The organism is Streptomyces sp. NPDC059816, from assembly GCF_042732055.1.
GTDB lineage: Bacteria > Actinomycetota > Actinomycetes > Streptomycetales > Streptomycetaceae > Streptomyces.
In genome coordinates this window covers 57,436-83,725 of sequence record NZ_JBHWIQ010000012.1, presented here as the reverse complement: position 1 = coordinate 83,725, position 26,290 = coordinate 57,436, and the positions used below count along the sequence as shown (strand labels likewise).

Genomic DNA, 26,290 nt, shown 5'->3' with positions numbered 1-26,290 from the left:
GTGCGGACGGCCCGGACAGCACTCACGTGCGGACGCGCCGTCCCGTACCGGACACCTGCGACAACCCCTCGCACGGGCACCTCGTGAACCGGCCCGAGAGCCGGTCCCCGGGACCCCTCCCCCACGGGTCCCGTTCCCTCACCCCAACCCCCCACGGACGCACCTGGTCGTCGGCCCCGCGCTCCCCCATGGCGCACCGGACCGGCCGGCCGGATGCGGTGAAAGGAACGATCGCTGTGTCAACTGACCGAATACGCGCAGGAAGTACGGGACGCCACGCGCGACGGAGTCCCGACTCCAACCCCGGCTCCACCCAGAGCAGCGGTAGCGGTCCCAAGATGTCGAACGCGGAGCCTTCCATGAAGGACGCGCTCGGCACCGACATCATGGCGTCGATCGTCGTCTTCCTCGTCGCGCTCCCCCTCTGCATCGGTGTCGCGGCGGCATCGGGCGTCGCACCCGCCCTCGGCATCATCACCGGCATCATCGGTGGTCTGATCGTGGGCTTCCTGCCCGGTAGTTCCCTCCAGGTGTCCGGCCCCGCGGCGGGCCTGGCCGTCCTGGTCCTGGAGTTCACCACCGAACACGGCGTCGAGCTGCTCGGCCCGGTGGTGCTCATGAGCGGCCTCATCCAGATGGCGCTGGGCGTGCTGAAGGCGGGCGGGCTGTTCCAGTCCATCTCCCTCTCGGTGGTCCAGGGCATGCTCGCCGGCATCGGCCTGCCGCTGATCCTCAGCCAGATCTACGCACTGGTGGACTCCAAGCAGCTCGGCACGCCGATGAAGAACGTGGGCGGCCTCGGCGACCTGGCCACGGCCGTCGCGGGCAACCCGCAGAAGGTCGCGGCGCTGGTGCTGGGCCTGATGGCCATCGTGCTGTGCTTCGTCTGGTACAAGATGCCCGCCCCGCTGAACAAGGTCCCGGCCCCGCTGATCGCGGTGGTCCTGGGCTGCGTCGTGGGCGTGATGCCCGGATTCGACGTCAAGAAGGTCGAGTTCGGCAACATGATCGAGGCCATCACCTTCCCCACCCCCGATGCGCTCGGCCACCTCTTCGCCCCCGACGTCCTCATCATGATCATCACCTTCACGGTGATCGCCTCGGCGGAGTCGCTGTTCAGTGCGGCGGCCGTGGACCGGATGCACACGGGCCCGCGGACCAAGTACAACCAGGAACTGTTCGCCCAGGGCGTCGGCAACGCGGCCTCCGGCCTGGTCGGCGCCATGCCGCTGACCGCGGTGATCGTGCGCAGCGCGGCCAATGTGAACGCGGGTGCCAAGACCAAGCTCTCCCGCATCCTGCACGGTGTCTGGCTGCTCGGCTTCGGTCTGCTGCTGCCCGGTCTGCTGGGCCTCATCCCGATCGCGGTGCTCGCCGGTGTGCTGCTGCACGCGGGCTGGAAGCTCTTCAACCCGCCCGCGTTCGTCAAGATGTGGAAGACGGACCGCGGCGAGGGCATCGTCATGATCATCACGACGGCCGCCATCTTCTTCGCCAACCTGCTGGAGGGCGTGCTCGCCGGTCTCGCGGTCGCCGTGGTCCTGGTGGCGCTGCGGATGTCGCACATGAGCATCAAGGAGACCATCAAGGGTGACACCGGCCGGCTGGAGCTGCGCGGCAATGCGACCTTCCTGCGCCTGCCCCGGCTGATCGAGGCGCTGGAGGCCATCGCCCACCTGCCGCGGGTGCACGTGGACGCCACCAAGCTGTCGCACCTGGACCTCGCCTGCCGCAGTCAGATCGAGGAGTGGGGCGAGCAGCGCAAGAAGGCGGGCGCCCTGCACGTGGACGTGCGGTTGCCCGATGCCAAGGGCGCCAAGGACGCCAAGGACGCCGAGAGCTTCGACGCAGACGGTGGGCTCGACGAGCCCGTGATGAGCGCGACCCCCGACCAGCAGACCCCGGTGGAGGTCACCGCGGAGCTGCCCGGAAGCCGGAACGGGGTCGGAGCCGGCGTGGGCGAGAACGTCGGACCGGGCGCCTACCCGGGGACCCACCCGGCACCGTCCGCCTCGGACTTCACGGACACCCTGCCCCCGACGCACGAGCGCTCCCGGCCCTACCAGGAGGCCGCGTACCAGCACTCCACGGCTCAGGGCCACCCGCACGGCCACCCCGCGCACGCCGGCGGGCACGCCCGCCCGCACCCCCAGCACACCCACCCCGGGCACCACCCGCAGTACCACCCGGGACAGGTGCACCCCGCCCAGACCCAGCCGGGCTACGCCACGCACCCGGGACAGGTGCACCACCACCTGCACTACCCGCACCCGCACTACCAGCCGTACCCGTACCCGCAGCAGGGCTACCCGCCCCAGCCGTACCCGGCCGGTCCGCAGTACCAGGCGCACGACACCACCGGCCAGCAGCCGGTCTACCCGGAGCCCGCTCCGGGCGGCTACTGGGACCCGAACGGCGAGTGGGCCGCCCCGACCCACGGCGAGGGGAGCCGACGATGAAACCGAGGCTGACGGCCGACGAAGAAGACGGCCTGTTCCAGCTGCTCCGTTCCCTGCACACCTTTCTGACGGCCTGTCAGGACGAGGAATGCCCGGAGCTCCGGCCCGATCTGAAGGCCGAGGACACGTCCCGCGCCCCGCTGAACGGCATTCCGTCCCCCGCTGACCGCACGACGCACTCCCACGCGTACGCCCGTTCCACCACCCCCCACCCGGCGACCGCCCACCCCGCCGATCCGGACCGGGGCCAGTCGGTCCGCTCGGCGCACCCCCACCACGAGGCGACCACCCCGGGGGAAAGCCCGGGAGGAAACCCGGGGGGACACCCGCACTGCGCCCGTGGTGCGCACCACCCCACCCCCGGGGCCGTTCGGCCCACCGCCGTGCCGGCGGCCCCGGGCGAGGACGCTGCGCACCCCACGGGCGCGGAGCGGTTCCTCACCGAGACCGCCGCCGGACCGGCCGCCACCGGTCCGGCGGCAACCGAGCCGGTCACGGCCGGCTCGGCCGGCCGGGCCGGCGAACTCGGTGCAACCGGGTTACCGACCCGGGACCGCGCCGGCGCCACCGCCCGTCTGGAGGCTCGCAGGGCAGCGGCGGAAGCCGAAGCCAAAGCGGCACGCGGGGGTTGAGCGGACCCTCCTCCGCTCACGTGCCCATCCCTGCCGGTCGGACACCGCCGACCGACCGGCCCGCGGCCGGGCCCCCCCTTGGCCCATGGGGGGGCCGCGCCCCCGAGCCGGCCCCGAGCCGGGCCCCCCCCCCCCCCCGGCCAGGGGTGGACCCCCCCTTGGCCCATGGGGGCTCCGGCGCCCCTCTGCGTCCCCGTCGCAGGGCCCGACCCCCGCCAGGACCTGGGGAGAACCCCCTGGTGGATAGGCGGGCGCACCGCACTGCGGGGCGGGCACCTGCACTGACAGTGTTCCCGTCATGATCTCCCAACGGCTCCACGGAAGACTGCTCGTCTCCAGCACGCTCGCCCTGACCTTCGCCGTGTCCCTGCCCGGCGGGACCGCGCACGCCGTCTCCCCCGCTGCCGCCCCGCCCGCCGCCGCGGCCGGGCACCCCCACCACACCGGACGCGGTGCGGTGGTCTCGGCGACGCTGGTGGCGCAGTGGGACGCCGATCGGGTCAGGGCGCACCTGGCGCAGGCGCACATCAAGGCCGACCAGGTCCGCCACGGGGTGCGGGCCCATCGGCTCGTGTACCGCACGATCGACATCACGGGCCGGCCCACCACGGCCAGTCAGCTGGTCGTGGTCCCCGCCAACGGCGTGCGTGACCTGCGCGTGGTGTCCTGGCTGCACGGCACCACCGTGTTCCGCGGTGACGTGGCCTCAATGAACGAACGGTCCACGGACCGGGCCGCCGCCCTCCTGTTCGCCGGCGCGGGCCACGCGGTGTCCGCGCCGGACTACCTGGGCCTGGGCGAGGGCCCCGGCTTCCACCCGTACGGGCATCCCGAGGGGACCGTCAGCGCCGCGGTGGACGCGCTCCGGGCGACCCGGACCTTCGTCCGGCAGGACGGCCGTGACCTCGAACGCCGGGTCCTCATCAGCGGTTTCTCCCAGGGCGGCCCGGCCACGATGATGCTCGGCCGGGCCCTGCACCGGGGCGCCGACCGCTACTTCCGGCCCGGCGCGCTGGCGCCCGTGGGCGGGCCGTTCGACCTCAGCGGCTTCGAGGCCGCCGCCGCGGACGACCGGGTCGTCCGCTCCTCGCTCTACCTCGCCTACTTCGCCACGGCGTGGCAGCGGATGTACGGGCTGTACGACACGCCGAGCGAGGTGTTCCGCGCCCCGTACGACACGGTGGTGGAGACCTTGTTCGACGGCCACCACCGATCGTCGGAGGTGGCCGCCGCGCTCCCGGCGACGTCGAAGGAGCTGTTCACCCCGGAGTTCCTCGACCGGGTCCGACACCCCACCGGGGAACTGCGTCAGCAGCTGCGGGCCCTGGACACCACCTGCGACTGGCGCCCCGACGTGCCCGTGCGCATCTTCCACTCCCCCGACGACGCGGACGTCGCCTTCACCAACGCGCGGCACTGTAGCGGGCAGTTGACCGCGAACGGCGTCGAGCACGAGGTCGTGCGGGTGCCGGGCGACCACAACGGCAGTGTGCGTAGCGCCCTACCGCAGGTGGTCGGCGTCTTCGGCAGGGCGCCCCACTGATCCGGGTGCCCCGGGCACGACCAGGGTGACGACGGTGGCCGTGCCCAGCGAACCCCCGGTGGGGATGCGCCGGGTGCGGACCGGGTGGTCGCCGGCCAGTCGGCGCACCCCTTCGGCGGTCGGCTGCTCCCGGCCCCGGGTGAAGCGTATGAAGCTCACCCGGGTGCCGGGGGCCGGGTCCAGTCGCCGGTACTGCCCGTAGGTGACGGCGTCGCACCGCGAGTACCAGCCGTTCTCCGGCTCGTACGCGGTGACCAGCAGACACCGTTCGCCCGGCCCGGCGGCCAGCGCACGGGCCACCGGCACGGTGGAACGGTGCTGGTCCATCGGCCCGGGCATGGCTCCGTGGGCCACCACGTGGACCGTACCGAGCAGGGTGAGGACCGCCATGCCGGCGGTGGCCGTCAGCACGGGCACGGCCCGGGCCCCGAGGGCGCCCCTGACGGTCTGCACGCCCAGCACGGTGAGCAGTACCACCGGCAGGTAGACGAACCGGGGTTCGCCGTCGGTGGCCAGGCCGAGCACCACGAACGTCAGGACGGACGCGGAGCCCAGGAACACGGTCCGCCGGTCGCGGTCGGCGGGGTCGCCGCCCCTGGTCCGGCGCACTGCCGCGACCAGTGCGACCAGTCCGACGACGAGGCAGAGCCCGCCGAGGTCACCGGCCAGCCGGTACGGGAGGATGCCGAGGTAGTACAGCAGACCGTCGCCGATGAACGCCCGCTCCGCCTGCTCGGTGGCCCAGGTGAGCAGTCCCACGGGGGAGCCGGTGAGCCGGACGGCCTGGACGAGGTGCGGCAGGGTGCCGAGCAGGACGAGCGCACCGACGAGTGCGAGCCGGCGGCCCTGCGCCGCCCAGGCGCGCGGACCGTAGGCGATCAGGGCGCCCAGGGCGATGGCCAGCAGGTTGCCCACCACCCCGTAGCGCAGGTAGAAGGCCGCCAGCACCACCGGCGGCAACGCCCAGAGGGCACGCGAGCCGGGCTTCTCCTGGACCCGGACGAGGATCCACACGACCACGACGAGCAGCCCCGTCGCCCCTATGTCGGTGAGGTACTGGGGCAACCGCCGCAGGAAGCCGAGCCCGCCCAGCAGGAGGAGCACCACGAGCGCCGACTGCCGGGCGGAGGTCCAGTGCGCGACCACCAGGTACGTCACCGTGACGGTCGCCAGCGCCAGCAGCAGCCCGACGACCCGCAGGGCGCCCACGTCCTCGTGGACGCGCAGGGCGAGGCTGCCGAGGAGCGGGAGCACGGGTGGCCGGTAGGGACCCCAGCCGGCGGCGGGCGTGCCGGCGCCCGACCAGGAACGCGCCCGGTTCCCGCAGACGGACTCCTCGTGGCCGATCAGGGATTCGTGGTCCTGGAGCACCGCCCAGGCACCCGCGGTGAGGACCAGCGGTCCGGCGAGGAGGGCGCCGGACGGAACCTGCGGGGCACCGCACGGGTCCGCCGGGCCGGCGGGGAGCCGGCGCAACAGTCGGCTGCCCCACCACAGCAGGGGCCCGGCGAGCAGCAGGTACGGCCAGGGCTGCCAACCCGGTAGCCAGGCGCCGGCGGCGACGGCCAGCTGTTGCAGTACGGCGACGGCGGCCAGGAACAGCCCGGCCCGCCAGGACCACAGGCGTGGCGGGGTGAACGGCGGGCAGGGGGTCGCACGCATCGGGGCGGTTCTCCTGGAAGGTCGGCAGCGGTCATGGGATCCGCTCGGGCCCATGAGGCGACGGCCACGGCCCGGGCCGGGCGGCCGGCCCCGTCCGGTCGTACCGGCGGGGCTAGAGTCGGGGCATGCCGACGCACGCACGCGCCCGCCTCCTGGCCGCCGCCGAAGAGTTGTTCTACGCGGAGGGCATCCGCGCGGTCGGGGTCGAGCGGCTCCTGTCCGCCTCCGGCGTGGGACGGGCGTCCTTCTACCGGCACTTCGCGGGCAAGGACGAACTGGTCGTCGCCGTGGTCCAGGGGTACGGCGTCCGGTTCCTCGCATCGCTCTCCCAGGACGTCGCGGCCCGTGGCGGCCACCCGCTGGCCGTCTTCGACGCGCTCGCCGACCGCTTCGAACGGGACGACTACCGGGGGTGCGCGGCGATCAACACGATCATCGAGAGCGCGGACCCGGCGAGCGCCGCGCACCGGGTGGCCGCCGCCCACAAGGACGACGTGGTCCGCTACCTGACCGGCCTGCTCACCGCGGCGGGCTCTGCCCGTCCCGCCGAACTCGCCGACCAGTTCCTGCTGTTGATCGACGGTGCGATAGTGACGGCACAACGCGAACGCGACGCCCGCGCCGCGCACCGGGCCCGGACCATCGCCGCGGCCCTGCTGACCGGAGCGCAGCCCGACTCCGCGGGCTAGGAGGTCCCGCGGAGGGCGACCTACGCGCTGCGCTTGCGGGGCGCGGCGGACTTCTTGACGGTCGCCGCACCGGTCGCCACACCGGTCTTCGCACCGGTCTTCGCGGCCGTCCCCTTCTTCACCTTCGCAGCGGTCTTCGCAGCGGTCTTCGCCGCCGTCTTGGTTGCCTTCTTCGAGGTCTTCTTCGAGGTCTTCTTCGGGGCCTTCTTGGCCGTCCTCTTCGCTGCCGGGCCGGTCGACTTCTTCGTGGACGCCTTGCGGGGCGTGCCCCCGGGCTTCTTCCGGGCCGCCTCGACCGAGCGTTCCAGGATCGCCGCGAGATCGATGACGTCCGCTCCCGCCGGCCCCTGCGGCCGGCTCGGCTCGGGGAGTTCGCCGGCGAGCTTCGCGGTGATCAGCTCGTCCAGCGCGGTGCGGTACTCGTCGTGGACGGAGTCCGGGTCGATCTCGCCCAGCGTGTCCATCAGGGCGTCCGCGAGGTCGAGTTCGGCGTCCTTGACGGTGACCCGGCCCTCGGGTGCGACGTGGTCGGTGGAGCGGATCTCGTCGGGCCACAGCAGCGCGTGCAGGCACAGCACCTCGCCCACGACCCGGAGCATCGCCAACCGTTCGCGGCCCCGCAGGGCGAACTTCGTCAGGGCGATGTTCCCGGTCCGCCGGAGGGCCTCGCGCAGCAGCACGTACGGCTTCGCCGCGTCCGCTCCGTTCACCGCCAGGTAGTACGCGGCGTCCATCTGGAGGGGATCGATCCGGTCGGCCGGCAGCACCGCCACGACCTCGATGGTCTTGGTGGTGCGCAGCGGCAGGGACGCGAGGTCCTCGTCGGTGACGGTGACGACGGTGCCGTCCGGCATCTCGTAGCCGCGGACGGTGTCGGCGGCGGCGACCTCCTCGTCCTCCAGTTCGCACACCTTGCGGTAACGGACGCGACCGCCGTCCGCGGTGTGGATCTGCCGGAAGGACACCGCGCGGTTCTCGGTGGCGCTCATCAGCTTGACGGGGATGCTGACCAGCCCGAAGGCGAGGGAGCCGTTCCAGATCGAGCGCACGTCCGCCGCCTTCCGCAGGGCCGAGGGCCATCCACCGTGTCCGATATCTGGCGATTCATGGCAGTCTCATCGTATGACGCCGATCACGGAGGTGGAGGGGCGGCGGCTGTCGCTGAGCAACCTCGACAAGGTGCTGTACCCGGACACCGGCTTCACCAAGGGACAGCTCCTGCACTACTACGCCACCACCGCGGGGCCGGTGCTCGCCCAGCTCAGGGACCGTCCGGTGTCGTTCCTGCGCTACCCGGACGGACCGGCCGGCCAGCGGTTCGTCAGCAAGAACGTGCCGCCGGGCACCCCCGCGTGGGTGCGGACCGCCGAGGTCCCCCATGCGGACGGCGCCCAGCGGCAGGTGGTCGTCCAGGACCTCGCCTCGCTGATGTGGGCGGCGAACCTGGTGACCGAGTTCCACACCCCGCAGTGGCGGGACGGCGCGTACGCCCGCGCGGACCGGCTGGTCCTCGATCTCGACCCGGGGCGGCCCGCGACCGTCGTGGAGTGCTGCACGGTCGCCCGGTGGCTGCGGGAACGGTTGGCCGCCGACGGGCTCGACGCCTTCGTGAAGACCTCCGGGGCGAAGGGGCTGCACCTGCTCGTGGCCCTGCGTCCGACGCCGTCCGACGAGGTCAGCGCGTACGCGAAGCGACTCGCGCTGGCCGCCGAGCGCGCACTGCCCGCCCTGGTCACCCATCGGATGACCCGGAGTCTGCGCCCCGGCAAGGTCTTCGTGGACTTCAGCCAGAACGCCGCCGCCAAGACGACGGCCGCCCCGTACACGGTGCGCGCCCAGCCGGAGCCGACCGTGTCGGCACCGCTGACCTGGGCGGAGACCGAGGCGTGCCGGGCTCCGGGGCAGCTGCTCGTGCGGGCCGACGACATCGCCGGCCGACTGGAGCGGTACGGGGACCTGCTGGAGCCGCTGTACGACCCGGCACGGGCCGGCGAACTCCCCCCCGGGATAGGAACCGGGTCAAGACCGGGGCAGGAACCGGGTTAGAGGTGACGCCACAGGGTCCGGTCGCGGGCCGCCGCGTACAGGGCCGCCACCTCCGTCGGCTTCAGGACGCCGCCCTCCCGGGCCAGCACGGCCAGTTCCCCGTCCCGCAGCACCCGTACGCCCCGGTCGGCCGGCGCCCCGGTGACGGCCGAGGCCCCGCAGGGCGCCAGGACGGGGGTGACGTGCGCGGTCAGCGCGTGCGCGGCGCGCTCGGCGAGCGAGCGGACGGTGCTCAGCAGCGTGCGCGGCGCCGACCTGCCCACCGTCACCTCGGGGTCGGCGATGCGCACCCGGCGCCCCCGGGCCGGCACCGCGCACACCACGAAGGGTCCCGCGGGGCCGATCGCCAGGTGCGGGATGCGGTCCCCGCCGGGCAGCGGCACCGAGTGCAGGACGCGCCAGCCGCCGGGCTCCAGTGCTTCCAGGGCGGCGCCCGTGGACTCCTCGGCGGCGAGGGCCGAGCGGCGCAGGTCCGCGCGCAGTCGGTGGGGCGGGTCCGGGTCGCGTTCCAGGGCGATGCGCAGGGCCTCGCCGGGCCGGTTCGGGGCGAGGTCGTCGTCCGGGTGCAGGGCGAGCCGCGCCAGGTCGGCGGCGGTGGGGACGGGCGGCGGACCGATCGTGACCCGTCCGCTGAGGTACGGGTTCAGCGCGGTGAGCACCGCATCCGTGTCGGGGGTGCTCAGCACGGTCACCCGGGCGTTCTCGTGGTCGTACCAGGCGAGGGTCCGACCGCTCGGCAGGGTGACGTGCAGCAGCTCCCGGCCGTGTCGCCGGGCGGGCACGACGCGCAGTCCCGTCATGGGATCACCCCCGTGCCCCATGGGAGCAGGTGGGCGTCGGGGGCCGCAAGGAACGGCCGCCCGGGGCCACGGGAACCGGCCACGTCGGGGGCGTGCAACGGCCTGCCCGCACCGCACCGGGGGGAGTGCGGGCCCCGGGCGGGGGGCTCGGGTGCGCACGGGGGAACCGCGGTGCGGGCGGGTGCGTGGGAGGAGGGGAGGAACCAGGCGATCGGGGTGGGAGGAATGTCCTCGCTTAGGGGGTTCGGGAGCGGGTCCCGTACCGTTGCCGGCTGAAGGAGTGAGTCCCCGTACGCCCGCAGGAGTGCGCACCGTGTTCGACCGCCCAGCCCCCCGGCCCCGTGCGGCCCGGCTGGCCGGTGCCCTGGGACTGGCCGGACTGCTGCTGGCCGGGTGCGGCAACCCCGGTGACCTGAGGAGCGCGGGCCCCACGCCGACCGCCGTGGCCCCGGCCGAGCTGTGGCCGGATCTCCCCCCTGCCTCGGCCCCCGCGTACGACTACGGGGAGGCCGCGACCGAGACCGTGGAAGACGTCACGGTGCCGGGCGGCGACCTCCGGCGGCTCGACCCGGTCGCCTTCCTCAAGGCGCAGGCCACCGAACACCCGGACACCTTCACCGGTCCGCTCGCCCTGGACGAGGAGACCGCCGAGCGGATCGCGCGGTGCGGGCCCGGCGCGGCCGGGACCGCGGGCTGCCCGGTACTGAAGACGCAGTACCGGGACCTGACGGGCGACGGCCGCGAGGAAGCGATCATCGGCATCCGGCTCCTGAACGGCCAGTTGGCGATCCGGGTCCTCACCCAGGACGAGGGGGAGCTGATCCAAGTCATGTCCACGTCCGACGCGATGACCGGGGTGGAGATCGCGGGACGGGACCTGGTGCTCCGGGCGGTGTCCGGCATCCCGGGTTACGAGTACCGGACCGTCTGGTCCTGGGACCGGCACCAGCGCGCGATGCTGCCGACCAAGGACGAGTTCCTTCGGGTGGACGGGGCGGCGAAGTCCCCCGCGGCCCGCCCCCGGGCCACCGCACCGCCGTCCGGGAGCGCCTCGTGAGCGCGTCGCCGACCCGGACCGGGCGCCGCACCGGACGCGGACCGCTGCGGCGGCTGCACTCGTGGACGGCGTCCCTGCCCTGGAAGGCGGGGGCGTTCATCGCGGTGATGTGCTGCGCCCTCGCCGCCCTGTTGGGCGTACTGGTGCACACCTCGGTGACCCACCAGACCGTCGGCCAGGCCCGGGAGCGCGCACTGACCCGGCTCGGCGACGCGACCCGGGCGTTCGAGGACGGTGACCTGCTCGGCCCCGGCGCCGCGGTGGACTCGCCGGACCTGCCGCGTTCGCTGCGGCGGCTGGCGCTGGACGGGGAGCGCGGCACGATGGTCGGGGACCGTTCGCCGCGGCCCACCATGTGGGCCGCGGGCCCCGCGGACGACGACCGGGTCATCGCGGTGGCCGTCGACTACTCGCAGGGCGTGCGGACGATCGCCGGTCTCGACCGGGCGATCCTCGGTTCGTCCGCCCTGGCGATCGGGGCGACCCTGCTGGTCGGGGCGTTCGCGGTGACCCGGGTGACCCGACGGCTGCACGCGACCGCCCGGGTGGCGCGGCGGATCAGCGCCGGGGACCTCGACGCACGCGTCAACGACCCCAGAACGAAGGACCCGCGGCGGGCGCAGGACGAGGTGGCGGCCGTCGCCGCCGCGCTGGACTCCATGGCGTCCTCGCTCCAGGGCAAGCTGGAGAGCGAACGACGGTTCACGGCGGACGTGGCGCACGAACTGCGGACCCCGCTCACCGGACTGCACGCGGCGGCCGAACTGCTCCCGCCGGGACGCCCCACCGAGCTGGTACGGGACCGGGTGGCGGCGCTGCGGACCCTGACCGAGGACCTGTTGGAGATCTCCCGGCTGGAATCGGGCGGTGAGCGGCCGGACCTCGACGAGCACCGGCTCGGCCCGCTGGCCGAACGGGTCGCCCGGGCCGCCGGCGCGCAGCCGGTGATCGTCCGTGACCTGTGCGTGGAGACGGACCGCCGCCGGCTGGAACGGGTGCTCGGCAACCTGGTGGCGAACGCGGTGACCCACGGCCGGGGCCCCGTGACGGTCACGGTCGACGGCCCGGAGATCACCGTCCGAGACCGCGGCGACGGCTTCCCCGACTACCTGGTCCAGCACGGGCCGCAGCGGTTCCGCACCGACGGCGGTTCCAAGGGCCACGGGCTGGGGCTCACCATCGCCCTCGGTCAGGCGACGGCGTTGGGGGCCCGGCTGACCTTCACCAACGCCCCGCCGCCCGAGGGCGGCGCGGTGGCGACCCTGACCCTGCCGGGCGGCTGACGCCCGCTCCGGGTGCCCACCCGATGGCGGTACGCAGCGCGCGGCCCCCCACCCCCGCTCCTAGGGTGAAACCGGCACGAACCCCCCACCCGCCAAGCCCAGGAGCCCTCATGAGCCCCCGCCCACGCCTGCGCACCGCGGCGATAGCCACCGCCGCGACCGCCCTCGCCCTCGCCGCCGCGGTCACCCCCGCCACCGCCGCCGCACCGGCCGCCCCCGCCGGGAACGACCAGGACCACCACCAGCACTACAAGGGCCGGGTCGTCGCCCACGGCGGACTGCTGCTGCGCGACTCCCCCACCCGGGGCAGTCGCGTCCTGCGCAAGGAGCACTACGGCGCGATCGTCAGCATCTACTGCAAGACCCGCGGCGAACACGTGGAGGGCAACCCCCTGTGGTACCTCCTCACGGACGGCACCTGGGCCTGGGGCGCGGCCCACTACATCGACAACATCGGGAAAGTGCCGCACTACTGCTGAATACCTCACATAACGGGACATCTCTCAAACGACTTGCTACGTTCCCGGCATGACCGGAACGGCAGCGCAGGCCCCGCCCACCGGCCGGACGCCCGCCGTCCGCCGCCCCGGGGGGCGCGGCACCGAACTCGCCCTGCTGGTCCCCGCGGCCGCGCTGGTCCTCCTCGGCTACTGCGCCGCGGGGCTCGGCAGGACCGGTGCCGTACCGCCCGGCGTCGCCGGCTACGGCGCCGGACTGGGGGCGCTCGCCCTGCTCGCCCACGGCGCGGTCAGGCTGCGCGCCCGGCACGCGGACCCGCTCCTGCTGCCGATCGCGGTGCTCCTCAACGGCATCGGCCTGGTCCTCATCTACCGGCTGGACCTGGAGACCCCCGGCGACCGCGCGGCCCCCGCCCAGCTGGTGTGGTCGGCCCTCGGCATCGGACTGTTCACCCTGGTCGTCCTGGCCCTGCGCGACCATCGCGTCCTCCAGCGCTACGCCTACCTCTCGATGGCCGCCGCCCTGGTCCTGATGGTCGTCCCGATCTTCTTCCCGGCCGTGAACGGCGCCCGCATCTGGATCAGGGCCGGCGGCTTCTCCATCCAGCCCGGCGAGTTCGCGAAGGTCCTGCTGGCCCTGTTCTTCGCCAGTTACCTCGCCGCCAACCGACACGCCCTCGCGTACACCGGACGCCGGCTGTGGCGGCTCACCCTGCCGACCGGCCGGGTGCTGGGACCGATCGTCGCCGTCTGGGCGCTGAGCGTCCTGGTGCTGGTCCTCGAACGCGACCTCGGCACCTCCCTGCTGTTCTTCTTCCTGTTCGTGATCCTGCTGTACGTGGCCACCGGCCGGACCGGCTGGATCGCGGTCGGGCTGCTGCTCGCCGCGGCGGGCGCGACGGCGGTCGGCTGGCTGGAGCCGCACGTGCACACCCGCGTCCAGGACTGGCTGCACCCCTTCGCCTCGATCGAAGCGGGCCAGGGCCCCAACCAACTCGCCCAGTCGCTGTTCGCCTTCGCCGCCGGCGGGCTCCTGGGCACGGGGCTCGGGCTCGGCGACTCGATCCTGATCGGCTTCGCCGCGAAGTCGGACTTCATCCTCGCCACCGCCGGCGAGGAGTTGGGGCTCGCCGGCCTCTCGGCCCTGTTCCTGCTGTACGCGCTGCTGGTGGAGCGGGGGTTCAGGACCGGACTCGCCCTGCGGGACCCGTTCGGTCAGCTGCTCGCGGTGGGCCTCGCCTCGATCGTGGCGCTCCAGTCCTTCGTGATCGCGGGCGGCGTGACCGGCCTGATCCCGCTCACCGGCATGGTGATGCCGTTCCTCGCCCAGGGCGGTTCCTCGGTGGTGACCAACTGGATCATCGTCGCCCTGCTGATCCGCCTCAGCGACTCGGCCCGCCGCCCCGACCCGCAGGAGCCACCCCGGTGACGGCCGCCCCCCAACGAGCACCGCGCACCCCGCGCACCCCCCGCAGCATGGACCGCTGCACCCGCCACGCGGCCCTCGTCTGCCTGTTGCTGCTCGCCGCCCTGCTGGCGAACGCGGCCCGCGTCCAACTGGTCCAGGCGGACGCGCTCAACGAGGACCCGGCCAACCGCCGCAGCGCCATCGACCGCTACGCCGAGCCCCGCGGCGAGATCGTGGTGGACGGACGGCCCGTCACCGGCTCCGAGGACACCCACGAACACCTGCGCTACGAACGCGTCTATCGGGACGGCCCCCTGTGGGCACCCGTGACGGGCTTCTCCTCCCAGGTGTACGGGACGAGCTTCCTGGAGGCCGCGGAGGACCCGCTCCTGTCGGGCACCGACCCGATGCTGGCCCCGCTTCCGCTCTGGCACGAGCTGACCCGTTCGCGCAGCCGGGGCGGCCGGGTCGTCACGACGCTCGACGGCTCCGCGCAACGGGCCGCGTACGCGGGGCTGGCGGGGCGCAAGGGCGCGGTCGCCGCCCTGGACCCGTCGACGGGCCGCGTGCTCGCGCTGGTGTCGTCCCCCTCGTACGACCCGGGCGTGCTCTCCGGCACCGGCCGGGCGGTCGAGCGGGCGTGGCGCCGGTTCAACACGTCCCCGGAGCAACCGATGCTCAACCGCGCGGTCCGCCAGACCTACCCGCCGGGCTCCACCTTCAAGGTGGTCACCGCGGCGGCGGCCCTGGAGTCCGGCACGGTGGGCGACCTGGACGAGCCGACGGACTCCCCCGACCCGTACCGGCTGCCGGGCACCACGACGACCCTCAGCAACGAGGTCGACGGCTGCGCGGACGCCACCTTGCGCTACGCGTTCACCTGGTCCTGCAACACGGTGTTCGCGAAGCTCGGCACCCGGGTGGGGCTCACCGGGATGACGGGCGCGGCCCGGGACTTCGGCTTCAACGAACCGGGGCTGCGCATCCCGTTCGCGGTGGCACCCAGCACCTTCGACCGCCACATGGACCGGGCGCAGCTCGCGCTGTCCTCGGTCGGCCAGTTCGACACCCGCGCAACTCCGCTCCAGATGGCGATGGTCGCGGCGGCGGTCGCGGGCGGCGGCACCGTGCGGTCCCCGTACCTGGTCGAGCGGACCACCACCGACGACGGCACCCCGGTGCGCACGGCCCCGCCCCGCAACTCCCGGCAGGCGATGTCCCCCCGCACCGCGGCGCAGTTGCGGGAGCTGATGACGGGGGTCGTCGAGGAGGGCACGGGGGCCCGGGCGGCGATCCCCGGGGCGACGGTCGGCGGCAAGACCGGCACCGCCCAGCACGGCGTCGGCAACACGGGCGTCCCCTACGCCTGGTTCATCTCCTGGGCCCAGGCGGACGACGCTCCGCAGCCGGCGGTCGCGGTCGCGGTGGTCGTGGAGGACGCCTCGGCGGTGCGCGGCGAGATCAGCGGCGGCGGCGACGCGGCACCGATCGCCCGGGACGTGATGCGGTCGGTGCTGGCCGCCCGGGCCGCGGAGGTCGACTAGCCGGAGTCGTCCGGGCGGCGCGGGTGGAGGGTCGTGAGGTCGATGTCGACCGGGAACGGGACCGTGAGGTTCAGCTTGTCGTGGTGGATGCCGGTGAGGGCGTACGTGCTGGTCGCCGGGTCCAGCTCGTAGACGTAGACGACGGGCAGCCCGGCGTTCTCCTCCACCCGCCAGTAGTGCGCGATGCCCGCCCGTGCGTACTTGCGGGGCTTGACCTCCCGGTCGCGGTCCACGGAATCCCGGGAGACGACCTCTACGGCCAGGAGGATGTCCTCCGGCTTGAACCAGGTCTGTGCCGGCCCCGTGTCCGCGTCCACGGGCACCACGATGACGTCCGGCTCGGGCCGGTTCGTCTCGTCCAACACCATGGTCATCTCCCGGATCGCCTCCAAGTGGGGCGGTGCCTGGGCGATCAACTCGTTCTCCAACAACCGCACCATGCGGACGTGGAATCGGGTCTGCGGACTCACGAAGACGAGGCTCCCGTCGATCAGCTCCGTGTGCGGAGGAAGATTCGGAAGCTCGTCGAGGTCGTCCGCCGTCCAACCACCGACCGGCGGGCGTGGCCACTGGTACTGCTCGTCCACCCCGTAGTCGCGTTCAGCGCTCATGATCGCTCCCATGGGTCGGAGTCTGCCTGATGGGGCAAGCGTACCCAGCGGATACCGGGGGCGATCAGCCAATCGGGTGAATCCCCCGGCCCCGCACCGGCCCCGGCACCCGCCCCGGTCAGGGCGTCGTGACGTCCGTGAGCCAGCCCGGCAGGGCCTCCCGGCGTTTCAGCCAGGCTTCCGACACGCTGGCCGTGCCGGTACGGGCGCCGACGATGCCCGCAGTGATCGCACACGTGGTGTCCACGTCCCCCAGGCCCTCCGCCGTGGCCCAGAGCGCGGCGACCAGGTCGTCGGGGTGGCGGGCGGCGGTCCACACCGCGAACGGGACCGTGTCGTCGGCACGGACCCGCTGCCCGCTGCCCAGCGCGTCGGCCGCCCGCCACGGCTCGGTGGCGAAGGACAACCGGTCGGCCGCGAGGAGTCCGTCCCGCACCGCGCCCGCCGGGGTGGCCTCGGCGACCGCGGCGACGCTGAGCCGGGCCCGGGCCGCGAGCGCCGCGGCGACCGCGACCGCCACGGCCCCCGCGACGGCCTCCGGGTGGGCGTGGGTGACCCGCGCCGACAGTTCGGCCTGTGCGGCGACGCGTTCGAGGTCGTCCGAGAACCACGCGCCGAGCGGCGCGACCCGCATCGCCGCACCGTTGCCGAGGCTGCCCTGACCGTCGAAGAGCGCACCGGCCGACTCGTGCCACGCCTCGGGCCGCTCGGCGTGCCGGGGCAGCAGTTCGTGCATCCCGGCCCCGTACCCGCGGCCCGGGTCCGCCGCGTAGGCCCGGCCGAAGGCGTCGGCCAGCGCCACCGGGTCGATCTCGCCGTGCTGTTCGAGGCAGCGCAGCACCGCGAGGGCCATCGCGGTGTCATCGGTCCAGCGCCACTCCTTCTCGCGCGGCATGCGGCGGCTGCGGATCTCCGACACGGCCTGCTCCCGCTCCCGGAACAGCGGGAACCAACGCTCGCCGAACGCGTCGCCCAGGGCGAGCGCGTCGATGCTGTCGTGTGCGGCGGCGCGACGGTCCGCGGGGGCCAGGGCTTCGTTCATGGCGTCATGGTGCCAGCTGATCACCGTGCTGACCCGCTCCTTTGCCCGGCTTTCCGTAAGCCTTGCCGACACCTGGCCGTCGGATTCCCTTTCCCTGGGCGTCACGGACGTCCCAGGTGGTCGGACGATCACGGGTGGTGAGGCCCGGGCGCCGCTGCCGGACCCGCGGGTCCGGCCCGGTCGCGGTCCCGGTCCACCGGCCCGGACCCGCCGGGTGCGACACTGCCTGACGTGCGCAGCGAAGACACCCTGTTCGTCGGCGGCCCCCTGGACGGCCGGGTCATCCCGGTGCTGGTGGGGCCGACCGGTCATCCCCCGAAGGTCTACCAGGTGCCCGTCCCCGGCCCGGACGGTGAGCCCCCGACCGTCCTCGTCTACCGCCGGGTGTCCGTCCAGGCCGGCCGCCGGCTGGTGCTCCACCGCGGCTGGAAGTACGCGTACGACCCCGAGGGCGGACCGGTGGGCCCGCGCTGGCCGTGGAGCAAGCCGCGACGGGCGCCGGGTACCGACTCCGGGTGACGGCACTGCTCCGTTTCGCCCACCCCGGCGCGCGGTCCGGCCGCCCGGCCCCCAGGCTCCCCCTGCGGGCCGCACGGGGCGCCCCGCGGGCGGAGGTGACGCGATGTCAAACACTTCGACATATCGACCACGTCAGCCACACCGGCCACGGCAGACACGCCGCCCGCGCCGGGCGGCCCGGGCGGCGGTGGCCGCGCTCGTGGTGGCGGCGCTGTCCGCCCCGGTGACCGCGGACGCGACGCCCGCCCCGCCGGACCGGCCGGTCTCCGCACTGCTGACGGACCTTCAGCGGCTGTACCGCGAGGCCGGCGAGGCCACCGACCGCTTCAACGCCACCGAGGAGGAACTGGCACGGCGCCGCCACCAGGTCGGCACGGTCCAGGCCCGGCTGGCGCAGGCCCGCGGCGAACTCCACGCGAGCCGCGGCACCGCCGGGCGGCTGGCCCGCGGCCAGTACCGGGCCAGCGGCTCGCTCTCCCCGTACCTGCGGCTGTTGACGGCCCGTGACCCGGACCGGCTGCTCGCCGAGAAGCGCGTCCTGGGCCGGGCCGCCCGGCACTGGGTGGCGGCGGTCGACGAGCTCACCGCCGACGAGCGCACGGCCGCGGTCCTCGCCGGTCGGGCCCGGGCCGCCCTGGACGAACAGCAGACCCTCGCCGACCGCCGCAAGGACGCCCGGGACGAGGTCGAGGGACGGCTCGACGAGGTCGAGGAACTGCTCGCCTCCCTCACGGCCGCGCAACTCGCCGCACTGGAGCGCCTGGAGGCGGCGACGACCGCCGAGGCCCAGCGCGGCTTCCTCGCCTCGGGGGCGCTGGGCGGTTCCCCGGCCGCGCGGACGCCCACCGCGGGCGGGGCCGCCGCCGTACGGTTCGCGGTGGCGCAACTCGGGAAGCCGTACGAGTGGGGTGCAGAGGGGCCCGCGTCCTTCGACTGCTCGGGGCTCACCTCGCGGGCCTGGGAGGAGGCGGGCGCCGCGGTGCCGCGGACCAGCCAGGAGCAGTGGAGTGAGCTGCGGCGCGTACCGCTGGACGAACTGCGCCCGGGCGATCTGGTGGTGTACTTCCCCGGAGCCACCCATGTCGCGCTCTACCTCGGTGACGGCCAGGTGGTGCACGCGCCCCGGCCGGGTGCCCGGGTGAAGGTCTCCCCCGTGGCGGCGAACCCGGTGCTCGGCGCGGTCCGTCCGGACCCGGCCGCCGAGCCGCTGGCCTCCTACGCGCCCCCGGAGCTGCCCGAGGGCGCGCGCGACGGCTCGGACACCGGGTACGGGGCGAGCGCCGCGCCCGGGTCCTGAGGCGTCCGGACCGGGAGGGTCAGGCACCGACCTCCGCGAGGTAGGCGTTCGCCTTGTCCGGGTCGTAGAAGAAGCCCTCGAAGTCGGCCGGGTCGTTGAACCCGTTGGCGAACCGGTCGGCCACCGGCTGGAGTCCGCCCGCCGCGCCGATCAGGTTCAACACGTGCTCCGGCGGCGGCGCCAGCATCGTGTTGGTCCACCGGGTGACGTGCTGCGCGCTCTCCCAGTACCGGTCGAAGGTGGCCTGCATCCACGTCTCGTCGAACGCGGCGTCCCCGTGCGACACGATCGCGTCGAGGTAGGCCGCGGCGCACTTGGACGCCGAGTTGGAGCCCTGGCCGGTGATCGGGTCGTTGGCGACGACCACGTCCGCGACGCCGAGCACGGCGCCCCCGCCGGGCAGCCGTCCGACGGGGTGGCGGACCGTCGGGGCGTACCGTCCGGCCAGGGTGGCGCCGGCGTCCGTCAGTTCCACCTCGGTGGCGCGCGCGTGCTCCCAGGGCGTGAAGCGTTCCATCAGCTCCAGGGTGAGCGCCAGGTGCTCCGCGGGGTCCCGCACGCCCTGGAACACGTCGAGCGGGCCGCCCGGCACGCCCTCCCAGAAGAGGATGTCCGCCCGGCCCGAGGTGGTGAGCGTCGGCATCACGAACAGTTCGCCGACCCCGGGCACCAGGTTGCAGCGCACCGCGTCGTAGTCGGGGTGCTCGGGCCGGGCCCCGAGGCCGTGCACGTAGGCGACGGACAGCGCCCGCTGGGGCTCGCCGTAGGGGGAGCGCGAGGGGTCCCGCTCGAACATCGAGACGAGTTCGCCCTTGCCCGCTGACACGAGTACGAGGTCGTAGGTGCGGGAGAAGTAGTCGAGGTCGGAGACGGCGGCGCCGTGGATGACGACCTGTCCGCCGCGCTGGGCGAAGGTGTCCATCCAGCCGGCCATCTTGACCCGCTGGTCGACGGACTGGGCGTACGCGTCGAGGGTGCCGACCCAGTCGATGACACGGGGCCGGGGGCCGTCGGCGTCGGCGTCGGCGTCCGACGGCGGTCCGGCGACGGAGACGCCGAGGCCCTTGATCTGCGGGGCCTGGGACTCCCAGAAGTTGATCTGGAGGTCGCGCTCGTGCTGGAGCGCGGTGTGGAACATGCACTGCGTCGACATGACGCGACCGGTACGGATCTCGTCGGCCGTGCGGTTGGACATGAGGGTGACCTCGTACCCCTGCGACTGGAGGCCGAGGGCGAGTTGGAGACCGGACTGACCGGCTCCGACTATCAGTATTCTCCGCATGCGGGTGTTCTCCTGTCGAACCTCTGGACCACTGAACGTCCGGGGCCGGCGCGGGGTTCGCCCGCGCCCGCCGCCGGCGGCTAGGCGGGGCTGAACTCCAGGGCCTGGCGGACCACGGCCAACAACGTCTCGACGGCGGATATCCGTCGGCGCGCGTCCATGATCAGGATCGGTACGTGTGCGGGGACGGTGAGCGCGTCGCGCACGTCCTCCTCCTCGAACCGCTCGCTGCCGTCGAAGTGGTTGACGGCCACGACGTACGGGAGCCCGCAGCTCTCGAAGTAGTCGAGCGCGGGGAAGCAGTCGGAGAGGCGACGCGTGTCAGCCAGGACGACCGCGCCGATCGCACCGCGCACCAGGTCGTCCCACATGAACCAGAACCGCTGTTGTCCGGGCGTGCCGAACAGGTAGAGGACGAGGTCGTCGGCGAGGGTGATGCGGCCGTAGTCCATGGCGACCGTGGTGGTCTTCTTGTCCGGGGTCGCCGACAGGTCGTCGGTCTCGACGCTGGCCTCGGTCATCAGCGCCTCCGTCTGGAGGGGTTCGATCTCCGAGACGGCCTTGACGAGGGTGGTCTTGCCGACGCCGAACCCGCCCGCGATGACGATCTTCGTGGCGATCGGGGCCCGGGTGCGGTCCTTCTGCCACGTCTGGAGGAGCGCCCCGTCGACGTCGACGTCGACGTCAGGGACGGAGGCGGGGACGGTGGACGGCAGCGGTTCAGAGACGACGGAGTCCACTGAGCACCCTTTCCAGCAGCGCGCGGTCCGGCTGTCCCGGGCCGTGACCGGTTCCATATACACGGATCTTGCCCTGATCCGCCAGGTCGCTGAGCAGGACGCGGACCACGCCGAGCGGCATCTTCAGCAGCGCGGCGATCTCGGCCACCGTCCGCATCCGGCGGCACAGTTCCACGATGGCCCGCATCTCGGGCATCACCCGCGTCGCGAGCGAGCCGTTGGGTAGTTCGCGCCGCTCCTCGGGTGCTTCCAGGGCCGCGACGAACGTCTCGACCAGCAGGACGTGCCCGAAACGGGTCCGCCCGCCGGTGAGCGAGTACGGGCGCACCCGTGCCGGCCGCTTGTCGCCGCCGCGCACCGGCAGCTTGCCGGAGGGCGTGCCGTCCGCGGCGGCCGAAGGACCGGATGCGGTCACTGCGCGCTCCCCACGGTCCGGGACCCCGACTCCTGGGGTCCCCGTGGCCGGGGCACCTCCGGCGACTCCTCGACCGACTCCGCCTCCGGGTCCGGGGACAGCGCCTCGACCGACTGGCGCAGCTCGCTGCGGAGTTCCGGGGTGAGGACGTGTCCGGCGCGGCCCACGAACAGGGCCATGTGGTAGGCGACGACGCTCATGTCGCAGTCCGGGGTGGCGTGCACCCCCAGCAGCGAACCGTCGCTGATGGACATGACGAACAGGCTGCCCTCGCTCATGGCGACCATGGTCTGCTTCACCCCGCCGCCGTCCATCAGCTTGGCGGCGCCGAGGGTCAGGCTCCCGAGTCCGGAGACGATGGTGGCGAGGTCCGCGGACGATCCGCGGGGGCCCTGGGGCCGATCGGCCGTCGCGGCCTCCTCGACCCTGCCCGGGTCGGAGGAGAGCAACAGCAGGCCGTCCGACGAAACGACCGCCACCGACAGCAGACCGGGCACCTCCTCCACCAGGTTCGCCAACAGCCAGTGCAGGTTCCGGGCCTCACGGCTCAGTCCGAACGCACCTGCGGCGCCTTCCGTCCGGGCACCCTCGCGGGCGGTCTGGGACGGCGTACCGATACCGGGTGATGTGCTGGGCGCAGTCAACTGCTTCCCTCCTCGACTGTGTCCCCCTGTGTTCCTCCGCCGCGTCCGGAAGGTGTCGCCGGTGCGCCGTCGATCTCGACGGCCACGTCCCGGCGGCCGGCCGCGGCCCCCTGGTGAAAGCCCCCGAGCTTGCGCCGGAGGGCGTCGGCGTCGACGCCCCCTCCTCTCGGCTGGGCCACGGCTGCGGGCTCACTGATCCTAGGCGTCCGCTTGGGCAGGCCCTTGTCGGTCAGACGGGTCCGCGCGGGCGCGTCCCCCTGAACGGCGGACGCGGTGCTCGCCGGTGACGGGTCGACGGATAGTGCACCGGGCGGTGCCGGTGACGCGGACGGTGCCTCGTCACGGGCGCGCGCATGGTGTCCGCCGTCGTCCCCGGCCGGTCGGTGCGCCGGGGTGCGCGCCGGTCCGGCCGCGGGTGCGTGCGCCGGGTTCCGCGACGGCAGGGCCGTGGGTCCCGGTGCGGTGCCCGGGTCCCGTGCGGTGCCCGGGTCCGTCGCGGGGGTCACCGCGGCGGCCGGCGGTTCCGGCGGGAGCACCAACTCCATCGTCGTCTCGGACAGCGTCTCGGACGGCGCCTCGGAAGACGTTCCGGACGGTGCCTGGGACTGGCGGACGGCGTCCTCGGCCGCGGCGATGAGGGGGTCCCCCGGAGTCCCCCGTCCCCCCAGCACATTGGCGTTGGCCTCGGCCTCGGAGCCGGGCAGCCGCAGGGCGGGCCCGGTGGACCCGACCGGCGGCGGGACGGCCAGCGCCGTCGCGGGTTCGGCGGCGAGCATCGCCTTCGGCAGCACGGCGACGGCGGTCACGCCGCCCTGCTTCTGCTCGCGCAACTGGACCCGTACTCCGTGGCGGTGGGCGAGCCGGGCCACCACGTAGAGGCCGAGGCCGAGGCCGTCCTCCGACTCGGGGCCGGCGACCTGGTCCGCGGGGTCGAACTCGGACAGCCGCACGTTCAGCTCGCGCAGCCGTTCGGCGGTCATCCCGATGCCCTCGTCCTGCACCGAGAGCATCACCTCGCCGTTCTCCAGGAGCCAGCCGGAGACCTCGACGGAGGCGTCCGGCGGGGAGAACGAGGTCGCGTTCTCCAGGAGTTCGGCGAGCAGATGGCTGAGGTCGTCGGCGGCGAAGCCGGCGATGTGGGCGTGCGGCGGCAGGGCGGTGATCCGCACCCGCTCGTACCGCTCGATCTCGCTGACCGCGGCGCGGGCGACGTCCACCAGGGGCACCGGGCCGGGGTGCTGGTGGCCGTGGTCGGCTCCGGCGAGGACCAGCAGGTTCTCGCTGTGCCGGCGCATCACGGTGGCGAAGTGGTCGAGCTTGAAGAGGGTGGCCAGCCGCTCCGGGTCCTGCTCGCGGGCCTCCAGCCCCTCGATGACGGCGAGTTGCCGTTCGACCAGGCCGAGGGTGCGCAGCGCGAGGTTCACGAAGGTGCCCTGGATGCTGTGCCGGACCCGTTCGAGGTGGGCGGAGGCGTCGGCGAGTTCCGCACGCAGTTCGGCGGTGCGGTCGGCCATGGTCTGGCGTTCGCCGATGAGGTGCTTGCGGTCGCCCTCCAGGGTGACCAGCCGCTCCTGGAGGGCGACGGCGTGCGCATGGAGGGCGTTGACCGAACGGACGACCTGCGCGAACTCGTCGTTGCGGCCGGTGAACGTGACGGGTTCCTCGACGGCCGGGTCGGCGGCGAGGCGGGCGGAGCCGATCCGGAGCACGGCCAGCGGGCGGGTCAGCGAACGGGCCATGCCCATGGAGACGCCCACCGCGACCAGCAGCAGCACCCCGAGGACGGCGACCCGGATCTCCAGATCGGTGACGGCGTCGTCGCGCAGCTGTTCGAGGCGGTCGATGCGGGCCTCGGCGAGCGACGCCTCCGCGCCCCGCATGAGGTCGACGCGGGAGGCGAGCGCGGCGGCGACCTCCTTGGGGTCGAGTGCGAGGTCGGCCTCGCTGAGCTTCGCCTCGTCGGTGAGCCGCTTCAGTTGGCGCTCGGCGGTGGTGACCTCGGCCCCGTTGACGGTGGAGTCGAAGGAGGCGAGGTCCGCGGCGGGCGCCACGTCCCGGAAGTCGGCGAGGGCCGCGGTGGAGCGGTGGTGGGCGAGCTGCGCCGCGGTGCTGAGTTCGAGGCGCTGCGCCGCCTGGGCCCCGGACTCGTCGGGGACGGTCTCGGGGAGCCCGGTGACCTGGTTGATCTGGGTGGCGGTGGAGCGGGGCACGGCGAACGCGGCGAGCAGCAGTCCGCGGGCCCCGGACGCCTGTTCCACCGCGCGGTCCAGATCGGCCAGGGAACGGGCGCCGGGTGCGGCGGCGGGCGGGGTGCGCTCGGCGACGTCCTCGGCGAGCCGGTGGAGTTCGGTGATGACCTTCGCGTACGCGTCGTGGGCCTGGAGGGCGCTGCTCTTGCCGGTGAGGGCCGCGCGGCGGGCGGCGGCGACGGCGTCCAGGTCCGCGCGCAGGGGGGTGGGGGCGTCGGCGCGCAGTTCCTGGACGCGACGGTCGACCCGGGCGCTGCGCTGTTCGGACAGGCCCTTGCCCTCGGGGCGCCCGGCGGCGATGAAGGCGATGACCTCGTCGCGTTCGTCGGCGAGGGCGTGTGCGAGCGAGCTGCCCTCGCGGGCCCGCTCGGCGGCGGTGACGAGGCTCTGGGCGTCCCGGAGGTCGCCGGTGGTCGACAGGAGTGCGGGGGCGCCGGCGCCGGCGATGGCGGCGGCGACGACGGCGACGGAGATCAGCAGCCGGTTGCGGACCCGGGCGCGCGGTTTGGCCGGCTTCTCGGGGGTGGCGGCGGGCGGCGGGTCACCGAGGCCCTCCCCCCGGGCGGCGGGGGCGCCGGGCATCGTGGGCCCGCCGGGCGGCGGCGGGGTCGCGAGGGTTCCGGGCATGCCGGGGGAACCCTGGGGCGCGCCGGACCCGGCCGGGACCGCACCCTGCTTCGAGGCCGCCCGCCCACCCTTGCGCCGAGGCCGCATTTTCTGCACCGGTGCTCGCATTCTGACTCGACTACCCATGGTTCCGGCACTCATGGGTCCGGATGACGGACCGTCAGGCCACCAGGTCCGCCGGATTCGGACCTGACCATTCCAGCGCCGGTGAAGAGCGGTCGCGCATCACCGGACCCGCCACCCGAAGGAGTGAACATCGACCGGGAGTTGGGCGGCAAGTTCCAGTGGCACGCGTCAGCGGGGGTGTGCGGTGTGCCGGTTGGACGTGATCGACTGGGTTTGGAAGGATGCCCCACCACGTGTTGACGGAATAGATCATTATCCCGCAAATCAGTCAGCTCGCCGTGGTGGACGACCGGCGGAACGTTGACCTCTGTTCACCTCAGCGTCACCCTCGCCACCGATTCGTGGGCATCGGTGCGGGCTCATGCAGACTGATCCGATGCGCATGGAAATCGCCACGGCTCCCGGAGACCCCGACCGCCCGAACGAAGACTTCGTCTCGACCGCGGCTCCCGCCTCCGGTCAGGGCGGAACGCTGGTCGTACTCGACGGGGTCACCCCGCCCTCGGGTGACTACGGCTGCCGACACACCGTTCCCTGGTTCACCGCCCGGCTCGGCGGAGCGCTCGGCGAACTGTCCGTTTCGCGAACGGATCTGACGCTGCGGGAGGTGCTTTCGCACGCAATCCGTAGGACCGCGGACGCACACCGTCAACTCTGTGACCTTTCTCACGTGCGAACGCCGCAAGCAACGGTGGTCCTGGCGCGGTGGGACGAGACCCGGATCGAGTACCTGGTGCTCTCCGACTCCGTCCTGCTCGTCGAGCACGTGGACGGGGGCGTCGAAGCGGTGCTGGACGACCGGCTCGACCGCGCCCCGCGCGAGGTCCTGCGGTCGACCGACGCCACGGACGCCACCCTGCGCAACAAGGAGGGCGGCTTCTTCACCGCCGCCGCCGATCCCGAGGTGTCCGCCCGGGCGGTCACCGGGGCGCTGCCCCGGGCCTCGGTGCGCTCGCTCGCCGCGCTGACCGACGGGGCGTCCCGCTGGGTCGAGCGGTTCCGGTCGGGCACCTGGGCCGAGTGCCTGGACGTGCTCGCCAAGCAGGGCCCCCAGGCGCTGATCGACCAGGTACGCGCCGCGGAGCACGCACAGGGCCGCCCCGCGTCGGGCAAGCAGCACGACGACGCGACGGCCGCGTACGTGATCCCGTAGCCCC

At 73.8% G+C, this 26,290-nt stretch carries 23 protein-coding genes; 13 read left to right on the top strand and 10 right to left on the bottom strand.

Annotated elements, in window-relative coordinates; translation table 11 throughout:
* The first annotated feature begins 386 nt into the window (after window positions 1–386).
* The 3 genes from ACFV88_RS17755 to ACFV88_RS17745 all read left to right on the top strand — a co-directional run bounded on the left by ACFV88_RS17755 (window position 387) and on the right by ACFV88_RS17745 (window position 4,634).
* Entirely contained in the window at window positions 387–2,459 is a 2,073-nt protein-coding gene (locus ACFV88_RS17755; RefSeq protein WP_385492390.1) for a SulP family inorganic anion transporter, read from the top strand.
* A complete protein-coding gene (locus ACFV88_RS17750) occupies window positions 2,456–3,091 on the top strand; it encodes a hypothetical protein (RefSeq protein WP_385491999.1) in 636 nt (211 codons plus the stop codon). The genes ACFV88_RS17755 and ACFV88_RS17750 overlap by 4 nt, the downstream gene beginning before the upstream one ends.
* 298 nt (window positions 3,092–3,389) lie before the next feature.
* The gene (locus ACFV88_RS17745) at window positions 3,390–4,634 is read left to right on the top strand and encodes a hypothetical protein (protein WP_385491996.1); all 1,245 of its coding nucleotides are present in this window, start codon (window positions 3,390–3,392) and stop codon (window positions 4,632–4,634) included.
* Here ACFV88_RS17745 and ACFV88_RS17740 read toward each other — a convergent pair.
* Window positions 4,593–6,296: a glycosyltransferase gene (locus tag ACFV88_RS17740; RefSeq protein WP_385491994.1), complete on the bottom strand. Its 1,704-nt coding sequence runs from the start codon at window positions 6,294–6,296 to the stop codon at window positions 4,593–4,595. The genes ACFV88_RS17745 and ACFV88_RS17740 overlap by 42 nt on opposite strands.
* 125 nt (window positions 6,297–6,421) lie before the next feature.
* Between ACFV88_RS17740 and ACFV88_RS17735 the strand changes: the two genes are divergently transcribed.
* Window positions 6,422–6,985 (top strand): TetR/AcrR family transcriptional regulator, encoded by a 564-nt coding sequence (locus ACFV88_RS17735; RefSeq protein WP_385491992.1) that lies wholly within the window; start codon window positions 6,422–6,424, stop codon window positions 6,983–6,985.
* 20 nt (window positions 6,986–7,005) lie between these two features.
* On the opposite strand, the gene ACFV88_RS17730 is transcribed toward ACFV88_RS17735, so the two are convergent.
* Window positions 7,006–8,034, bottom strand: a complete 1,029-nt coding sequence (locus ACFV88_RS17730) for a Ku protein (protein ID WP_385491990.1) — start codon at window positions 8,032–8,034, stop codon at window positions 7,006–7,008.
* A 73-nt stretch (window positions 8,035–8,107) separates the two neighbouring features.
* On the opposite strand from ACFV88_RS17730, the gene ligD reads away from it, so the two are divergent.
* A complete protein-coding gene (ligD, locus tag ACFV88_RS17725; RefSeq protein WP_385491986.1) occupies window positions 8,108–9,031 on the top strand; it encodes a non-homologous end-joining DNA ligase in 924 nt (307 codons plus the stop codon).
* On the opposite strand, the gene ACFV88_RS17720 is transcribed toward ligD, so the two are convergent.
* Window positions 9,028–9,831, bottom strand: coding sequence for a nuclease-related domain-containing protein (locus ACFV88_RS17720; RefSeq protein WP_385491983.1), 804 nt, complete (start codon window positions 9,829–9,831; stop codon window positions 9,028–9,030). The two genes, ligD and ACFV88_RS17720, sit on opposite strands and share 4 nt — an antisense overlap.
* Window positions 9,832–10,144: 313 nt before the next feature.
* On the opposite strand from ACFV88_RS17720, the gene ACFV88_RS17715 reads away from it, so the two are divergent.
* The 5 genes from ACFV88_RS17715 (at window position 10,145) to ACFV88_RS17695 (ending at window position 15,581) form a co-directional block, all read left to right on the top strand.
* On the top strand, window positions 10,145–10,888 hold the full coding sequence (locus ACFV88_RS17715) for a hypothetical protein (protein WP_385491980.1): 744 nt from the start codon (window positions 10,145–10,147) through the stop codon (window positions 10,886–10,888).
* Window positions 10,889–10,995: 107 nt separating this feature from the next.
* The gene (locus ACFV88_RS17710; protein ID WP_385492388.1) at window positions 10,996–12,171 is read left to right on the top strand and encodes an ATP-binding protein; all 1,176 of its coding nucleotides are present in this window, start codon (window positions 10,996–10,998) and stop codon (window positions 12,169–12,171) included.
* 110 nt (window positions 12,172–12,281) lie between these two features.
* The gene (locus ACFV88_RS17705; RefSeq protein ID WP_385491977.1) at window positions 12,282–12,650 is read left to right on the top strand and encodes an SH3 domain-containing protein; all 369 of its coding nucleotides are present in this window, start codon (window positions 12,282–12,284) and stop codon (window positions 12,648–12,650) included.
* Window positions 12,651–12,699: 49 nt separating this feature from the next.
* Window positions 12,700–14,058, top strand: coding sequence for an FtsW/RodA/SpoVE family cell cycle protein (locus tag ACFV88_RS17700; RefSeq protein ID WP_385491975.1), 1,359 nt, complete (start codon window positions 12,700–12,702; stop codon window positions 14,056–14,058).
* A gap of 47 nt (window positions 14,059–14,105) precedes the next feature.
* Window positions 14,106–15,581, top strand: a complete 1,476-nt coding sequence (locus tag ACFV88_RS17695) for a penicillin-binding transpeptidase domain-containing protein (protein WP_385492386.1) — start codon at window positions 14,106–14,108, stop codon at window positions 15,579–15,581.
* Here ACFV88_RS17695 and ACFV88_RS17690 read toward each other — a convergent pair.
* Entirely contained in the window at window positions 15,578–16,192 is a 615-nt protein-coding gene (locus tag ACFV88_RS17690; protein WP_385491972.1) for a Uma2 family endonuclease, read from the bottom strand. The genes ACFV88_RS17695 and ACFV88_RS17690 overlap by 4 nt on opposite strands.
* Window positions 16,193–16,310: 118 nt before the next feature.
* On the bottom strand, window positions 16,311–17,234 hold the full coding sequence (locus ACFV88_RS17685; RefSeq protein WP_385491969.1) for an ADP-ribosylglycohydrolase family protein: 924 nt from the start codon (window positions 17,232–17,234) through the stop codon (window positions 16,311–16,313).
* Window positions 17,235–17,465: 231 nt separating this feature from the next.
* Here ACFV88_RS17685 and ACFV88_RS17680 point away from each other — a divergent pair, with 231 nt between their 5' ends.
* Window positions 17,466–17,753 (top strand): hypothetical protein, encoded by a 288-nt coding sequence (locus ACFV88_RS17680; RefSeq protein WP_385491966.1) that lies wholly within the window; start codon window positions 17,466–17,468, stop codon window positions 17,751–17,753.
* A gap of 187 nt (window positions 17,754–17,940) precedes the next feature.
* Window positions 17,941–19,050 carry an NlpC/P60 family protein gene (locus ACFV88_RS17675; RefSeq protein ID WP_385491963.1) on the top strand — a complete coding sequence of 370 codons (1,110 nt, stop codon included), beginning with the start codon at window positions 17,941–17,943 and terminating at the stop codon, window positions 19,048–19,050.
* 19 nt (window positions 19,051–19,069) lie between these two features.
* Here ACFV88_RS17675 and ACFV88_RS17670 read toward each other — a convergent pair whose 3' ends face one another.
* The 5 genes from ACFV88_RS17670 to ACFV88_RS17650 form a co-directional block, all read right to left on the bottom strand.
* Window positions 19,070–20,332: a styrene monooxygenase/indole monooxygenase family protein gene (locus tag ACFV88_RS17670; RefSeq protein WP_385491960.1), complete on the bottom strand. Its 1,263-nt coding sequence runs from the start codon at window positions 20,330–20,332 to the stop codon at window positions 19,070–19,072.
* Window positions 20,333–20,412: 80 nt separating this feature from the next.
* Window positions 20,413–21,072 carry an ATP/GTP-binding protein gene (locus ACFV88_RS17665; protein WP_385491957.1) on the bottom strand — a complete coding sequence of 220 codons (660 nt, stop codon included), beginning with the start codon at window positions 21,070–21,072 and terminating at the stop codon, window positions 20,413–20,415.
* Entirely contained in the window at window positions 21,053–21,487 is a 435-nt protein-coding gene (locus ACFV88_RS17660) for a DUF742 domain-containing protein (RefSeq protein WP_385491955.1), read from the bottom strand. The genes ACFV88_RS17665 and ACFV88_RS17660 overlap by 20 nt, the downstream gene beginning before the upstream one ends.
* Complete coding sequence (locus tag ACFV88_RS17655) at window positions 21,484–22,038, bottom strand: roadblock/LC7 domain-containing protein (protein ID WP_385492384.1); 555 nt, start codon at window positions 22,036–22,038, stop codon at window positions 21,484–21,486. Before ACFV88_RS17655 ends, ACFV88_RS17660 begins: the two co-directional genes overlap by 4 nt.
* 89 nt (window positions 22,039–22,127) lie before the next feature.
* Complete coding sequence (locus tag ACFV88_RS17650) at window positions 22,128–25,007, bottom strand: nitrate- and nitrite sensing domain-containing protein (RefSeq protein ID WP_385491952.1); 2,880 nt, start codon at window positions 25,005–25,007, stop codon at window positions 22,128–22,130.
* Between the two features lie 502 nt (window positions 25,008–25,509).
* Here ACFV88_RS17650 and ACFV88_RS17645 point away from each other — a divergent pair.
* A complete protein-coding gene (locus tag ACFV88_RS17645) occupies window positions 25,510–26,286 on the top strand; it encodes a protein phosphatase 2C domain-containing protein (RefSeq protein WP_385491949.1) in 777 nt (258 codons plus the stop codon).
* Window positions 26,287–26,290: the final 4 nt, after the last annotated feature.

Bases quoted from the DNA above. Each gene is read 5' to 3' on its own strand.
- ACFV88_RS17755 (WP_385492390.1), top strand. From the start codon at position 387: ATGGCGTCGATCGTCGTCTTCCTCGTCGCGCTCCCCCTCTGCATCGGT.
- ACFV88_RS17750 (WP_385491999.1), top strand. From the start codon at position 2,456: ATGAAACCGAGGCTGACGGCCGACGAAGAAGACGGCCTGTTCCAGCTG.
- ACFV88_RS17745 (WP_385491996.1), top strand. From the start codon at position 3,390: ATGATCTCCCAACGGCTCCACGGAAGACTGCTCGTCTCCAGCACGCTC.
- ACFV88_RS17740 (WP_385491994.1), bottom strand. From the start codon at position 6,296: ATGCGTGCGACCCCCTGCCCGCCGTTCACCCCGCCACGCCTGTGGTCC.
- ACFV88_RS17735 (WP_385491992.1), top strand. From the start codon at position 6,422: ATGCCGACGCACGCACGCGCCCGCCTCCTGGCCGCCGCCGAAGAGTTG.
- ligD (WP_385491986.1), top strand. From the start codon at position 8,108: ATGACGCCGATCACGGAGGTGGAGGGGCGGCGGCTGTCGCTGAGCAAC.
- ACFV88_RS17720 (WP_385491983.1), bottom strand. From the start codon at position 9,831: ATGACGGGACTGCGCGTCGTGCCCGCCCGGCGACACGGCCGGGAGCTG.
- ACFV88_RS17710 (WP_385492388.1), top strand. From the start codon at position 10,996: ATGTGCTGCGCCCTCGCCGCCCTGTTGGGCGTACTGGTGCACACCTCG.
- ACFV88_RS17705 (WP_385491977.1), top strand. From the start codon at position 12,282: ATGAGCCCCCGCCCACGCCTGCGCACCGCGGCGATAGCCACCGCCGCG.
- ACFV88_RS17700 (WP_385491975.1), top strand. From the start codon at position 12,700: ATGACCGGAACGGCAGCGCAGGCCCCGCCCACCGGCCGGACGCCCGCC.
- ACFV88_RS17695 (WP_385492386.1), top strand. From the start codon at position 14,106: ATGGACCGCTGCACCCGCCACGCGGCCCTCGTCTGCCTGTTGCTGCTC.
- ACFV88_RS17690 (WP_385491972.1), bottom strand. From the start codon at position 16,192: ATGAGCGCTGAACGCGACTACGGGGTGGACGAGCAGTACCAGTGGCCA.
- ACFV88_RS17685 (WP_385491969.1), bottom strand. From the start codon at position 17,234: ATGAACGAAGCCCTGGCCCCCGCGGACCGTCGCGCCGCCGCACACGAC.
- ACFV88_RS17670 (WP_385491960.1), bottom strand. From the start codon at position 20,332: ATGCGGAGAATACTGATAGTCGGAGCCGGTCAGTCCGGTCTCCAACTC.
- ACFV88_RS17650 (WP_385491952.1), bottom strand. From the start codon at position 25,007: ATGCCCGGAACCCTCGCGACCCCGCCGCCGCCCGGCGGGCCCACGATG.
- ACFV88_RS17645 (WP_385491949.1), top strand. From the start codon at position 25,510: ATGCGCATGGAAATCGCCACGGCTCCCGGAGACCCCGACCGCCCGAAC.